Annotated in this window: 11 protein-coding genes; 7 read left to right on the top strand and 4 right to left on the bottom strand. The window is 75.7% G+C overall.

Features of this window, described 5'->3' with window-relative positions:
* Nucleotides 1-1,121: hypothetical protein (locus tag ACSNOB_RS29485; RefSeq protein ID WP_436690419.1), on the bottom strand; the 1,121-nt coding region annotated here is incomplete at its 3' end.
* Between the two features lie 521 nt (nucleotides 1,122-1,642).
* Here ACSNOB_RS29485 and ACSNOB_RS29480 point away from each other — a divergent pair.
* Together ACSNOB_RS29480 and ACSNOB_RS29475 are read left to right on the top strand one after the other, a co-directional pair.
* On the top strand, nucleotides 1,643-3,460 hold the full coding sequence (locus ACSNOB_RS29480) for a hypothetical protein (protein ID WP_436690425.1): 1,818 nt from the start codon (nucleotides 1,643-1,645) through the stop codon (nucleotides 3,458-3,460).
* A complete protein-coding gene (locus tag ACSNOB_RS29475; RefSeq protein WP_436690417.1) occupies nucleotides 3,460-5,349 on the top strand; it encodes a hypothetical protein in 1,890 nt (629 codons plus the stop codon). Before ACSNOB_RS29480 ends, ACSNOB_RS29475 begins: the two co-directional genes overlap by 1 nt.
* A 3-nt stretch (nucleotides 5,350-5,352) precedes the next feature.
* Here the strand turns inward: ACSNOB_RS29475 and ACSNOB_RS29470 are convergent, their stop codons facing one another.
* Nucleotides 5,353-7,203 (bottom strand): hypothetical protein, encoded by a 1,851-nt coding sequence (locus ACSNOB_RS29470; RefSeq protein WP_436690423.1) that lies wholly within the window; start codon nucleotides 7,201-7,203, stop codon nucleotides 5,353-5,355.
* Between the two features lie 106 nt (nucleotides 7,204-7,309).
* On the opposite strand from ACSNOB_RS29470, the gene ACSNOB_RS29465 reads away from it, so the two are divergent.
* Nucleotides 7,310-8,590 carry an outer membrane protein assembly factor BamB family protein gene (locus tag ACSNOB_RS29465; RefSeq protein WP_436690415.1) on the top strand — a complete coding sequence of 427 codons (1,281 nt, stop codon included), beginning with the start codon at nucleotides 7,310-7,312 and terminating at the stop codon, nucleotides 8,588-8,590.
* A 31-nt stretch (nucleotides 8,591-8,621) separates the two neighbouring features.
* On the opposite strand, the gene ACSNOB_RS29460 is transcribed toward ACSNOB_RS29465, so the two are convergent.
* Nucleotides 8,622-9,911: a peptidase C39 family protein gene (locus ACSNOB_RS29460; protein ID WP_436690413.1), complete on the bottom strand. Its 1,290-nt coding sequence runs from the start codon at nucleotides 9,909-9,911 to the stop codon at nucleotides 8,622-8,624.
* A gap of 151 nt (nucleotides 9,912-10,062) precedes the next feature.
* Between ACSNOB_RS29460 and ACSNOB_RS29455 the strand changes: the two genes are divergently transcribed.
* The 4 genes from ACSNOB_RS29455 to ACSNOB_RS29440 all read left to right on the top strand — a co-directional run bounded on the left by ACSNOB_RS29455 (nucleotide 10,063) and on the right by ACSNOB_RS29440 (nucleotide 13,066).
* Nucleotides 10,063-10,731, top strand: coding sequence for a response regulator transcription factor (locus tag ACSNOB_RS29455; RefSeq protein ID WP_436690411.1), 669 nt, complete (start codon nucleotides 10,063-10,065; stop codon nucleotides 10,729-10,731).
* A gap of 136 nt (nucleotides 10,732-10,867) precedes the next feature.
* Nucleotides 10,868-12,079: a sensor histidine kinase gene (locus ACSNOB_RS29450; protein ID WP_436690421.1), complete on the top strand. Its 1,212-nt coding sequence runs from the start codon at nucleotides 10,868-10,870 to the stop codon at nucleotides 12,077-12,079.
* 166 nt (nucleotides 12,080-12,245) lie between these two features.
* Nucleotides 12,246-12,653 carry a VOC family protein gene (locus ACSNOB_RS29445; protein WP_436690409.1) on the top strand — a complete coding sequence of 136 codons (408 nt, stop codon included), beginning with the start codon at nucleotides 12,246-12,248 and terminating at the stop codon, nucleotides 12,651-12,653.
* Entirely contained in the window at nucleotides 12,650-13,066 is a 417-nt protein-coding gene (locus ACSNOB_RS29440; RefSeq protein WP_436690407.1) for a VOC family protein, read from the top strand. Before ACSNOB_RS29445 ends, ACSNOB_RS29440 begins: the two co-directional genes overlap by 4 nt.
* Nucleotides 13,067-13,158: 92 nt before the next feature.
* Here the strand turns inward: ACSNOB_RS29440 and ACSNOB_RS29435 are convergent.
* On the bottom strand, nucleotides 13,159-13,966 hold an 808-nt coding region (locus ACSNOB_RS29435; protein ID WP_436690405.1), incomplete at its 5' end, for a hypothetical protein.

Below are 13,966 nucleotides of genomic sequence, written 5' to 3'. Positions count from 1 at the left end.
ATCGGCGCCACGACCAGCCCCGGCCGGTCCACCAGGCGCGGGGTGTCCGGCGGCGTCGACAGGGAGCTGTCCCGGGTGGCCCGCCAGCTCAGCACCGCCAGCGGCTGGCCCGGCACCGGCAGGGCGTACGCCTGGAGCGGGCTGGACCGGTCGGCGGGCGAGACCACCGGCGCGCCGCCGTCGGACGGGCGGTAGACCACGGCGGTCATCGTCCCGTCGGCGGTCTCCCAGCTGAGCTGCTCCAGCTCCGCCGGCTCGCCGCCGCCGAGGGCGACCTCGCCCAGGGTGCGGACGGCCAGCTTGGTCATCGGCCAGGACGAGGGCACGGAGCGGGGCGCGTCCCGGTCGCCGATGCGGCGGGGGACGCTGCCGAACGGGCCCTCCTCGCCGGCGAGCACGCAGGTGTCGAGGCCCTTGAGGGCCCGCCTGCCGGAGCCGCTCTCGTCGCGGACGAGGGGGTAGCGCGGGTCGGTGGTGCCGGTGCCCAGGTCGAGCAGCCGGTCGGCGGCCCGGCCCCGCGGCAGCGACTCGGTGGCCTTCAACGTGGCGGTCACGCCGACGGCCCGGCAGGCCGGCACGTCCACCGGCTCGGTGAGGCCGTCGACGTTGCGCAGCGCGCGGCCGTCCGGCCCGAGCAGCCGCTCGACGCGGCTGGACGTGAGGTAGCGCCGGCCGGCGGCCGTGTGCACGGGAAGCACGTCGGAGTAGACGAGGTAGCCGGGGTCGGTGTATTCGGCGGCGCGGGTGACCGCGTACCGGCCGCCCTCGGCGGTGACCTGGAGCAGCCAGGAGGCGCTCTCGCCGGGCACGTCCGCGGCCACCAGGACCAGCGGCGCGCCGTCCACCTCGCCGGACCAGAGGATTCCAGAGGTGGGCAGGTGTACCCGGTCGTCGGCCGGCGACCGCCAGTCGCGCACCGCCCCGGTCACCGCCGCGGTCACGGTGGCGTCGCCCGCGAGCGCGCCGCGCGCCGGCCAGACCGTCAGGTCGCCGTCCAGGCTGTCGTACCCGACCCGCAGGTCGCTCGGCTGCCGGTCGGCGACCGGGCCGCACGCCGTCGCGGTGAGCAGCAGGGTCAGCAGTGCGGTGGCCGTGCTGCCGCGCCGGCGGACTGGAGCCACCTGTACGCCCCCTCGATCGCCTCAGCCGTGGTCTACGGAAAGCGCCATAGTACGAGATGTCCGATCACCCGGACGCGGCACCTCGTCGGCGCGCCCGGCGCGGATCGCGCGGCCCGGCCGACACGCGCCACAGAGGACAGCGCCGTGGTTTCAGGGCGAATGTCCCGCTCCGGTAGACTCCGCCGACTGTGACGCCTGCCGAGACCCGCGCCGAATCCTCGCCGGAATCCGACGCCGCCGCGGCCTCCGCGTCCGACCCCGGCCGGTCCACGGGCGGCGACGGCGGCGGCCGCACGCCGAACGGCGGCGCCCCCGCGCCGGCCACCCGGACCCCGGCGCCCGCCGCCCGCACCCCGGCCGACGCGCCCACCCCGAAGGCGGACGCCGGCGCCACTCCGACGGCCGACGCCACTCCGACGGCTGACGCCGACGCCGCGTTAACGGCCGGCGCCACTCCGACGGCTGACGCCGGCGCCCCGTCGACGGCCGACGCCGACGCCCCGTCGACGGCCGACGCCGCGTTGACGGCCGACGCCGCGTTGACGGCCGACGCCGTCGCGTCACCGGCGGCCGAGGGCGGGGCTGCCCCCGCCCGACCGCGACGCTGGGCGCGGCGGCGGCAGGACTTGCTGGTCTTCGGCCTGTTCCTGCTCGCCGCGGTCTGGGTGACCAGCCAGATCTGGGTGGACCCGGCCGGCCGGGTGGCCTCGCTCTACAGCAGCGACCCGGCCCAGGTGCAGTTCTTCCTCGCCCACTCGGTGCGTGTGGTGCTGCACGGCGAGTTCCCGTTCTTCACCGAGCAGTTCAACTATCCCGACGGGGTCAACCTGATGGCCAACACGGCCATCCTCGCGTTGGGCATCCCGATGGTGCCGGTGACCCTGCTCTTCGGCCCGGCCGTGACCTTCGTGGTGCTGGTCACCCTCGCCCTCGCCGGCACGGCCTCGGCCTGGTACTTCGTGCTCTCCCGGCACGTCGTGCGCAGCCCGCTGGCGGCGGCGGTCGGCGGCTGGTTCTGCGGGTTCTCGCCGGCGATGCTGTCGCACGCCAACTGGCACCCCAACATCATCTCCCAGTTCCTGCTGCCGTTCATCGTCTGGCGGGTGCTGGTCATCACGCGGTCCCGGCGGCCGTGGCGCGACGGCGTGCTGCTCGCCCTGCTGGTCACCGTCCAGGCGTTCATCAACGAGGAGATCCTGCTCTTCACCGCGCTGGCCTGCGGGGTGTTCCTGCTCGCCGTGCTCGCCCAGCGTCCGGCGCTCTGGTCGGCGGCCTGGCGGCCGCTGGCGAAGGCCCTGTCGATCTGCACCCTCGTCGCCGGGGCGCTGCTGGCGTACCCGCTCTACATCCAGTTCGCCGGGCCGATGGCGTACCACGGGCTCAGCGACGCGGTCCGCGACTACGGCAACGACATCGCGGCCTTCTTCGCCCCCGGCTCGCCGACGCTCGGCGGCAACGAGCGCGCCAACATCAACCTCGCGCCGAACTACTCGGAGGAGAACGCCTTCTTCGGCTGGAGCCTCTCCCTCATCGCCGTCGGCATCGTGGCGTGGCTGCGGCGCGAACTGCTGGTCCGGGCGCTCGCCGTGACCGGGGTGTTCTTCGCCGTGCTCTCGCTCGGCGAGCGGGTGTCCTGGTGGGACCGGGAGGTGCTCACCGGGCCGTGGGAGTGGCTGGTCCGGCTGCCGCTGCTCGACGCGGTGGTGCCGACCCGGTTCGGCCTCATCACCAGCGTGGTGATCGGCATCCTGCTGGCGCTCGCCGTCGAGCGCTCCCGGACGCTGCCGGTCGAGCCCCGGACGCTGCGTACGCTCACCGCCGCCGGGCTCGTCCTCGCGCTGCTGCCGATCGCGCCGATGCCGCTGAAGGTGACCTCCCGCCCACCGGTGCCGGACTTCATCACCGCCGACCGGTGGCGCGGCTACGTCGGTCCCGACCAGACCCTGGTGCCGATCCCGGTGCCGAACATGGGCCACACCCACGGGATGCGCTGGGCCGCCTCCACCAACCTCGACTTCAAGATCCCCGGCGGCTACTTCCTGGCCCCGCGCAACGGCAACACCGGCGACCCCGGCCGCTTCGGTGGCCGGCCCAGCGGGGTGGGGCAGTTGCTGGAGGAGGTCGCCTCGACGGGCCGTACCCCCAAACTGGACGACCGGCAGCGCCGGCGGTCGCTCGACGAACTGCGGCACTGGCGGGCGGCGATCCTCGTGCTCCCGGTCGACCAGCACCACGCCGAGCCGCTGCGGCGCACCGTCGAGCAACTGGTCGGCCCGGGCCGCCGGGAGCTGGACGTCTGGGTGTGGGACGTCCGGACGCTGACCGACCAGCCGGCCTGATGGCGGCCCCGACGGCGCCCGGCACCGTCGACGCGGCACCCGACCGGCGCCCGCGCCGGCTGCCGGCGCGCGCGGCCGACGCGCTGGTCGTCGCCGGCTACCTCGCCCTGGCGGTGCTGCTGACCGTCGGCCAGTGGGGGCGGCCGGGGCGGCTGTTCCACCAGGCGGGGGACCAGATCCTCTTCGAGTGGATGCTGGCCCGCGCGGCCCGGGCCGTGACGGGCCTGGAGAACCCGCTGCACAGCTCCGCGCTGAACGCCCCGGACGGGGTGAACCTGATGGCCAACACCTCGGTGCTCGGCCTGGGCGTGCCGCTGACCCCGGTCACCCTGCTGTTCGGCTCGCAGGCGGCGTTCCTGGTGGCGGTGGTCGGCTGCCTCGCCGGCACTGCGACCGCCTGGTACGTCCTGCTGCGCCGCCGGCTGGTCGAGTCCCGCGTGGCCGCGGCCGTCGGCGGCCTGTTCTGCGGCTTCGCCCCGGGAATGGTCGCGCAGGCGGGGGCGCACCTGCACATGGCGGCGCAGTTCCTGGTGCCGGCGATCCTGGCGCTGGTGTTCCATCCGGACCCGCGCCGGGCGTGGCGGCACGGGTCGCTGCTCGGCCTGCTGGTGGCGTACCAGGTCTTCCTCGGCGAGGAGGTGCTGGTCTTCCTGGTGCTGGCCGCCGGGACGTTCGCGCTCGCGTACGCGGCGGCCGACCGGGCGGCGGCCCGCCGGCTCGCGCCCGCGCTGCTCGCCCGGCTCGGGATCGGGGTGGCGGTGTCGCTGCCGCTGCTGGCGTACCCGCTGTGGTTCCAGTTCTTCGGCCCGGGCCACTACCGGGGGATGCCGTTCCACGCGTACGGCTACCAGCTCGACGCCGCGTCGTTCACCGCCTCCGCCCGGCAGACCGTGCTCGGCGACGACCACCTGCCCGGCCTGCTCGCGCCGAACCCGACCGAGGAGAACTCCTTCTTCGGGCCGGGGCTGCTGGTGCTCGCCGTGGTCATCGTGAGCTGGCTGTGGCGCCGGCCGCTGGTGCGCGCGCTGGCCGTCTGCGGGGTGCTGTTCGCGCTGCTCTCGCTCGGCGCGCAGGTGCGCCTGGACGGCGCGGCCACCGGCATTCCGGGCCCGTACCGACTGGTCGCCGAGCTGCCGCTGCTCGACCTCGCGGTGCCGGCGCGCTTCCCGCTGGTCTGCATACCGGTGCTGGGCATCCTGCTCGCCCTCTCCCTGGACCGGCTCCGCGCCGCCGCGCAGCGGGCCACGGCGGGCGACCCGCCGGGAGCGGCGACGGCGGGCGACCCGCCGGGAGCGGAGACAGCGGACGGCCCGCCGGGGAAGGGGACGGTGGCCGGAGCGCCGGGGACCGTCGGCGGGGTGCCGGTGCGGCTGCTCTGGGGCGGGGCGGTGGCCGCCGCGCTGCTGCCGCTGTTCCCCACGCCGATCCGGACCGTGCCGGCCTGGCCGGTGCCGGCGTTCGTGGCCGAGGGCGGTTGGCGGGCGTACGTCCCGCCGGGGCGGACCCTGGTGCCGGTGCCGCCGGTGACGGGCGCCGGGATCAGCCCGGCGATGCTCTGGTCGGCCCGCACCGGGTTGGCCTTCCCCACGCCGGGCGGCTACTTCATCGGGCCCCGGGCCGCCGACGACCCGGCCGCCCGCTGGGGCGCGCCGGACCGGCCCACCGCGGCGCTGCTGCGCCGGGCGGCCGAGACCGGCGAGGTGCCGGCGGTCACCGACGCGGATCGCCGGCGGGCCGTGGAGGACCTGCGCCACTGGCGGGCCGCCGTGGTCGTCCAGGGTGGACTGCACCACGGCGACCCGGTCCGGCGTACGGTCGACGCCCTGCTCGGCCCCGGCCGCGAGATCGCGGGCGCCCACGTCTGGGACGTGCGCCCGCTGGTCGGGTGAGGGTCAGCCGACCAGGGGCCGGACGTCCCAGAGCCAGACGTCGTCGACGCGCTGCGGCGGGCCGATCAGCGCGGTCATCAGCTCGCGGAGGACCGCCTCGCGCGGGTGTGCGCCGAGAACGACCACGGACGCCTTCCAGAAGCGCAGGTCCTCGACGGCCTGGCGGCGGTTCTCGTCGGTCAGCGCGGGCACCGCGTTCTTGTCCATCGTGGTGTAGACCAGGCTGCTGGTCGGCCGGTTCGGCGCGCCGAAGACGCCCTCGCCCAGCTCGTTGGGCCCGATGAAGTAGCCGCCGGGGATGGGGAACGCCTGCTGCGTCAGGGCGCTCCAGCGCAGCGTGGGCAGGCCGTGCACGTTGCTCGGGATCGGCACCGGCACCAGGGTCCGGCCCGCCGGCACGTACGGGCGCCAGCCGCCGGCGGTGATGAAGTGCGGCGGGGGCTCGACGGGCCGCGCCGGCAGCGGGCGGGGAACGAGCGGCAGCACGGCGAGCACGATGGCCGCGTACCCCACCGGCCGGAGCCAACGGCGTCGCGGCCCGGCGGTGTCGCCGGGGGTGTCGTCGCCGGATCGGGGCGCCGGCACCGGCCCGCGGCCGCCGCCGTTCACCGCGTCCCAGGCCAGGGCGAGCAGCACGCCGACCGCCGCCGCCACCACCAGGGCCAGCCGGGTCGGCATCATCATCTCGACCAGCGGCAGGTCGTCGGGGATGTACGACCAGGGGCCGGCCGTCCCGGTCTCCACCCCGTTCAGGCGCACCGTCGGGCCGATCGAGGCCACCGTGAAGACCACCACCAGCACGGCGAGGATCCGGGCGGTGAACGAGCGGCGCACCAGCAGCACCAGCGCCACCAGCGACAGCAGCACCAGCGGCCAGCCGAACCAGGTGTTCTGCTCGGTCAGCCCGATGGTCTGCTCCACCGCCTCGTCGCCGGCGACGGTGTCCCGGGCGAAGGTGACGAAGGCCGCCAGGTCCTCGCCCCAGCTGTGGAAGACGCCGCCCTGCAGGCCCCGGTAGGACTGCGGACCGTTGAACTGGAACCAGATCGGGTACGCGGTCAGCAGCAGGGCCAACCCGCCGCCCACGCCGAGCGCGGCGGCGAAGGTGCCGGCCACCGCCCGCGTCCGCGCCGGCCGCATGACGGCGTACGCGACCACGGCGACCAGGCAGGCCAGCGCGGTCAGCAGGAGCATCTCCTCGTTGATGAAGATCTGGTACGCCACCAGCAGCCCGAGCACGACGCCGTTGCGCCGCCACCGGCCGGGCTCGCCCAGCCGGAACACCCGCAGCACGATCAGCGGCAGCAGGAAGTTCGAGACGAAGTTGGGCTGGCCGTTGGCGTGGTGCACGATGCCCGGCGCGAAGCCGAGGAACGCGCCGCCGACGAAGGCCGCCGCGCGGGAGCGCACCAGGTGCCGCGACAGCACCCAGTACGACGTGCCGGCGGTCGCGGCCAGCGCGGCGCCCAGGTAGAGCGCGTACACGACCTGCGGGCCGAGGAGCATGGTCAGCGGCGCCAGCGGCAGCGTCACCCCGAGCAGCGAGGTGTTCGCCATCATGTTCACGCCGTCCGGGGCGTTCTGCCGGGCGGTGAACAGCGGGTTCTCCAGGTGCCGCACGGAGTACGCGCCGTGCGAGAACAGCCACTCGAACCAGCTGTGGTCGGTGGGCAGGTGCGACGACACCCGGTTCTGCACGTCCACCCAGTAGTTCAGGCACACGAGAACGCCGAGCAGGACATAGGCTCCGATGGCCAGTACGTCGGCGCGGGCCGGCCTCCGTCGGGGCCGCCGCGACGGCTCGGCCGCGAGGGGCTCGGAGACGGAGTTCAGCGAGGGGTCTACCACCGGCACAGCCACGACGCGCCATCGTACAGGCGCGGCCGCGTCGCTTTTGTCAGGCCGGTGCGTCCCCGGCCGGATTGCCGGGTCCGCGCGGGTGCGACGGGGAGGACGGCACGTGACGGTCATCGACCTCGGCGAGCTGCGCGACGGGCCGGACCGCGAGGCGCTGCCCCGGCCGCCCCGCGCCGTCGGCCGGCCGCTGCTGGTGGCGCTGGTGCTCGCGCTGCTCGTGGCCACCCTGGCCGGGGCGGCGCCGACGCCGGAGCGGCGCTCGGTCGTCGTGCCGGCCCGCGTCGGGTCCGAGGCGTTCCTCGACGGTGACCGGTTCTACGTGGTCGAGCCGGCCGAGGGGGAGCCCGAGGGGACCGTGGAGGTGCGCGCCTACGCCCTGCCCGAGCGGACCCCGGCCGCCGGCCGGGCGACGGCTCCACTGTGGCGGGCCCGCGTTCCGGCAGCGGGCCGGTTCTGGCAGGTGCAGTCCGTGCCCGGGGTGGTGCTCTTCGCGGTCACCGGGGAGCAGAGCCTCGGCGAGACGGTCGCCCTGGATCCCGCCACCGGCCGGGAACGCTGGCGGCAACCCGGCCACCCCTGGTCGGACCCGGCCGGAGCGCTGCTGGTGCAGACCGCCGACTCCGTCCGGTCGGTGGACCCGGCCTCCGGACGGGCGCTCTGGTCGGTGCGGACGCCGCCGGAGGGGGCGCACTTCGACGTCGGCGACGGGCTGGTGGAGCGGATCGTGCTGGTCGCCGCCGACGGGGCGGTCCAGGTGCGCGACCGCCGCTCGGGCGACCTGCTGCACGCGGCGGACCTGCGCCCCGACGGGCAGCCCGCCTTCGGCCAGGCAGTCGTCATCCACGACCTGTTGCTGCTCGTCCGGCCACGGGCCGGCACGCTGACCGCCTACGGGCTGGACGGGCTCCGACCGCGCTGGGAGGTGCGCCTGCCGACGGTCGACCACGTCTCCGATTGCGGCCGATTGCTCTGCGTCGGGGGGCCGGACGTGGGATTCCGCGCGCTGGACCCGGCCACCGGTGCGGTCCGGTGGACCGGGAAGGGGTGGCTGGGGGTGCTGTCCGGGCGGGGCGGGCGGCTGCTCGCGCTGGTGTCGGGACCGGCCGGGGAGCGGTTCGGCGTGCTCGACGCGGCGACCGGCCGGCAGGTCGCCGACCTGGGCACCTGGCAGCTGATGCCGTGGCACGACGACGACCGGCTCCTCGCCGTGCGGCCCCCCGCGTCCGGCGGCGGGCTGGTGGTCGGCGAGCTGGACGTCGCGGCCGGCCGCGCCCGGGTGGTCGACGTGCTCCCGGACGCCTCCGGGCAGTGCCGGGGCGGCACGGACACCGTGCTGTGCCGGCTGCGCTCCGGCGAGATCGGCGTCTGGCGGTTCGGGGGCTGAGCCGGCGGTCGCCGGGCCCCGCGCCGGCGGCTCACCAGTTGGGCTGCTCCGGCGCCGGGGGCAGCGGCACGCCGGGCGGCCGGAGCACGTACGCCACCCCGCCGCTGCCGCCCTGCCAGGCGGCCTCGAACCGGTCCCGGTCGACGGTGCGGCGCACCGCGTCGTCGTCGGGGGCGTACGGGTCGTTGAGCACCGGCGCGCCGGTGCGGGCGAAGCCGACCAGCACCATCAGGTGCCCGGCGGTGTCGTAGTCCAGACCGGGCACCTCGCCCGCGGTGAACGCGGCGGAGACGATCAGCGGGATGCCGGCCGCCACGAACGCCTCCGCCTCGGTCAGCGAGCGCAGCCGGGTGACGAACGCGTCCACGCCGTGCAGCCCCGCGTACGCGGTGTTGAACGGCCAGTTGCCGGCGCCGGCGTAGGCGTGGTCGTAGCAGTGCCGGGCGGCGTGCACCACCACCGGGCGGGGGCCGGGCGGGGCCACCCAGGCGTACCGGTCGGGGGCCGGGGCGGCGCCCCAGAAGGCGAGCACCATCGACGTGCAGGTGGGGCTGCACCAGGAGTCCCCGCCGCCGCCCCACTGCGGGTGCGCGCCGGCGTGCAGCCGCTGCGAGTAGCGCGGCACGTCGAGCACCGTGCCCCAGGCGGCCGGCGTCGTCGCGGCGACCCCCTCCGGGGCGGCCGGGTCCGGGGCGCTCCCGCCGGGCCGGGTGTCCGCGCCGGGCGGGGCCGCCACGGGCGGCGGGCCCTCGGCCGCCGGTCGGGACGCCGCCGGGCCCGCGCCGGAGGCGACCGCCCCGGCCGTACGCAGCACCGGCGTCGTGCCGGCGTCGGCGTCGGCCGGCCGGAGCAGGGTCACCCGGAGCTGCCAGCCGGTGACCGTCGCGCCCGTCACCACCAGGGTGTCCGTGTCCACCCGGGCGTCGTCGTCGCGCTGCCCGGGCACCGAGGTGCGGCGGAACGACTGGTCGCCGGCGGCCCATTCGGCGAGGACGTACCACCGCGTGGCGGGGGAGTCGGCGTGCCAGCCGCGCAGTTCCACCCGCAGCCAGCAGCCCTGCGGGGTCTCCCCGGTCCAGGAGGGCACCACGTCGCGTACGGCGAAGCCGGCCGGCACGGGCGGGGACGTCCAGCTGCCCGCGGCGTACCGGCGGGTGCTGCCGTCGGCGTCGGTGTGATCGAGCCGGTCGACGGGGTCGGCCAGTTCGAGGCCCCGGGGGCCGGCGCGCAGCCCCGCCAGGATTCCCTGGTCCGCGTCGCCGGGGAGGCGGAAGCCCCGGTAGGCGACGTCCCGCCGGGCCGTCGGCGCCGTGTGGGTCATGCGGCTCCCCGTCCGTTGCGAAGGATGACGCCGGAAGCATCGCGTACGACGAAGGTTTTCTGCAACGGGCGGCCCGGGCCGGACGGCGGGTGCGGGCCGGGTTGGCAGCCGGCACTAGGTTGTCGGGTGGTCGGGGCGCGAGGAGGCCGGGATGCGGGTACTGGTGGTCGAGGACGAGCGCAACCTCGCCGACGCGATCGCGCGGGGGTTGCGCAAGCGGGGCATGGCGGTCGACGTCGCCTACGACGGCGACAGCGGCCACGAGATGGCGTTCGTCACCCGCTACGACGTGGTGGTGCTGGACCGGGACCTGCCCGGCGTGCACGGCGACCAGATCTGCGCGGACCTGGCCGCCTCCGGCGCGCTCACCCGGGTGCTGATGCTGACGGCCAGCGGCACGGTCGCCGACCGGGTCGAGGGGTTGCAGCTCGGCGCGGACGACTACCTGCCGAAGCCGTTCGCCTTCGACGAGCTGGTCGCCCGGGTGCAGGCGCTCGGCCGGCGGGCCACCCCGGCCGCGCCGCCGGTGCTGGAGCTCGCCGACCTGGTGCTCGACCCGGCCCGCCGGGTCGCCACCCGGGGTGGGCAGCCGATCGACCTGACGAACAAGGAGTTCGGCGTGCTCTGCGAGCTGCTCAAGGCGCGCGGCGCGGTGGTCTCCAGCGAGGAGCTGCTGGAGCGGGTCTGGGACGCCAACACCGACCCGTTCACCACCATCGTGCGGGTGACGGTGATGACGCTGCGCAGGAAGCTGGGCGATCCCCCGCTGATCGAGACGGTGGTGGGCGCCGGCTACCGCACGGCGGGGGTGGCATCGTGAGCGCGAGGAGCGCGCCGGGTCTGCGAGCCCCGCGGTCGCGAACCGAGGTGGCACTCGTGAGCGCGAGGAGCGCGCCGGGTTCGCGGGCCCCGCAGTCGCGAACCGAGGAGGTGCCGTGAGCGCGAAGAGGGAGTCGCTGGCCGGGCGGCCGCGACCGAAGGAGGCGACCGCGCGGCGGCTACGGCCCACCCTGCGGCTGCGGCTGACCCTGCTCAACGGCGTGCTGCTGGTCGGCGCCGGGGCGATCCTGGTGCTCCTGGCCTGGCTGCTGGTCCGCGACGCGCTGCGCCCGACCGACGAGCTGCTGCCCGGCACCACGGTCGTGCTGGCCGACGGCCGGTCGCTGGACGCCGCGCAGTGGCAGCGGCAACTGGTCGACGCCGCCAGCGGGGAACTGCTGGTCAAGGGCCTGGTGGCGCTGCTGGCGATCAGCGTCGTCGGGGTGGCCGGCGCGTACGCGGTGGCCGGCCGGGCGCTGCGCCCGCTGCACCAGGTCACGGCCACCGCCCGGCGGCTCGGCGAGACCACCCTGGACCAGCGGATCGGTTACTCCGGCGCCGACGACGAGGTGGCCGAGCTGGCGAAGACCTTCGACGCGATGCTGGACCGGATCGCCGCCGCGTTCGAGGCGCAGAAGCGTTTCGTCGCCAACGCCTCGCACGAGCTGCGCACCCCGCTCGCCGTGATGCGTACCGAGATCGACGTGACGCTCAGCGACGACGAGGCGGACGCCGCCGAGTACCGCCGGATGGCCACCGTCGTCCGGGACGCTTCCGAGCGGGCCAACGGGCTGGTCGACGCCCTGCTGGTGCTGGCCCGCAGCGAGGCTCAGGCGGGCCGCCGGCTCGGCCGCCGCACCGAGTGCGACCTCGCCGCCGGCACCGCCAACGCCCTGTCGGCGGTACGCCGGGAGGTGGAGCGGATCGGGTTGCGGGTGCAGACGTCGCTGGAGGCCGCCCCGGTGGTCGGCGACCCCGGGCTGCTCGACCGGCTGGCCGGCAACCTGATCGAGAACGCGGTCCGCTACAACCACCTGCACGGTCGGCTCTGGGTGCGTACCGGCTCGGACGGCTGCCGGTCCTGGCTGGTGGTGGGCAACACCGGCTTCGAGGTGGACCAGGCGGACGTGCCGGGCCTGTTCGAGCCGTTCCGGCGCGGCGGCCGGGAACGCACCGGAGCCCGCGGCTCGGGCCTCGGGCTCTCCATCGTCCGGGCGGTCTGCGACGCGCACGGCGGCACGGTCAGAGTGATCGCCCAGCCCGGGGGCGGGCTGGAGGTCACGGTGACCCTGCCGGCGGCGGAGGCCGCCCCGGCGGTGAGCGCCGGGGAACCGGCCGCCGGGCGGTGACCGGGCGGCGCGGGGTTGCGGGCAGGCCGGCCCGATGAAAGGATCATGGGGTCAGACCGATGATCGGAGGGGGGTGCGTCGATGTTCACCGTCATGATCTCCGCGCCCCGTCTCGCCGGCTGACCCTCACACACGCGGGGCGCCTCCATCCGTAGCGGAGGAACCCGTGTATCCACGGATCCACAACATCAGTTTCGACTGTCACGACACCTACGTCCTCTCCGGCTTCTGGTCGGCGGTGCTCGGGTACGCCCGGCACCCCGACGACGCCCCGGGTGACCCGGAGGCGGTCCTGCTGCCGCCGGACGGCACCACCCCGACCGTGTTCTTCCAGCAGGTGCCCGAGGCCAAGACGGTCAAGAACCGGGTGCACGTCTGCCTGGAACCGGCCGGGCGGACCCGCGACCAGGAGGTCGAGCGGGTGCTCGGGCTCGGCGCGGTCCTGGTCGACGACCAGCGGCGCGCCGACGGTACGGGCTGGGTGGTGCTGGCCGACCCGGAGGGCAACGAGTTCTGCGTCCTGCGCGGCGCGGCGGAGCGGGCGGGTGCGTCCACCGAGGAGGAACAGCAGTGAGCGCGATCATCCACAACATCGGCATCGACTGCCGCGACACGTACGCCCTGGCCGGCTTCTGGGCGCAGGTCTTCGACTGCCCGCGGCAGCCGGACGACTTCCCGGGCGATTCGGAGGCCATGCTGCTGCCCCCGGGTGGGCCGGAGGTGCTCTTCCTGGCCGTGCCGGAGGGCAAGACGGTGAAGAACCGCCTGCACCTCGACCTGGCACCCGCCGACCGGACCCGGGACGAGGAGGTGGCTCGGCTGCTCGGCATCGGCGCCACGCAGGTCGCCGACCGCCGCCGCCCCGACGGCTCCGGCTGGGTGGTGCTGGCCGACCCCGAGGGCAACGAGTTCTGCGTCCTGCGCAGCGCCGCCGAGCGCGCCGCCGCCGCGGAGCGGGCCGCCGCGGAGGCTGACGCCGAGGGCTGACGCCGAGGGGCCGACGCCGAGGGCCGACGCCGAGGGCTGACGCCGAGGGGCCCGTCACCACACCGGTGACGGGCCCCTGCACACCGTTCGGGTCAGGACTTCTGCTCGATCTGCCCGCGCATGGCGGCGAGTTCGGCGTGGGCCTGCGTGCCGGTCTTGAAGTAGATGATGATCATGCCCACGCTGCCCCGGTCGCTCCAGACGCAGACGCCGAGCGGCACATCCCGCGCCTTCGCGTCGCCGCACTTGGCCTCGCCGCCGAGCGGGCCCGGGTCCACGGACGTCATGTCGCCGAGCTGCACGTCACTGGTGCGCGCGCCCCTGATGGTGTCCTCGAGCGTCTTGGCCGGGTTCGGGTTCATCCCGGACGCGGCGGCGACCATGACGAGGTCCTTCTTGGCCAGTGTGCCGTAGAACGCGCCGACCGTGCTGGTCGCGTCCGGCAGGGACCGGTTCAGCTCCGTCTCGAGCTGCTGGGCGCCGGCCTGGAGGGCGGGGTCGGTGGCCCTGGGCCGGCCGGCGAGCGTCGCCGGCTCGACGACCCGGATCCTGGTGGCGTCGACGGTCTCCTTGACCTCGTCCTTGACGGCGAAGAAGGCGACGGCGGCGCCACCGAGGCAGAGCACCAGCACCACGGCGAGCGAGATCAGCACGATCTTGGCGGCGCTTGACTTCTGCTGCACCGGCGGGCCGGGCGGGCCGCCGTACGCCGGCACCGGCCCGCCCCCCGGCTGCGGCGGCGGGAACCCCTCGAACTGCTGCGGTGGCCCGTAACCGCCGGGCTGCGGCGGGGGATACCCACCGGGCTGCTGCGGTGGCCCGTACCCACCGGGCTGCTGCGGCGGGTACCCGCCCGGCTGGGGGTACGAGCCGTACGGCGTGCCGGGGTCGGGCGGGTAC

The sequence above is a fragment of the Micromonospora sp. URMC 106 genome (genome assembly GCF_051386395.1).
Lineage (GTDB): Bacteria > Actinomycetota > Actinomycetes > Mycobacteriales > Micromonosporaceae > Micromonospora.
Note: the sequence above shows the minus strand (reverse complement) of the source record. Positions and strands in the feature narration are given on the sequence as shown.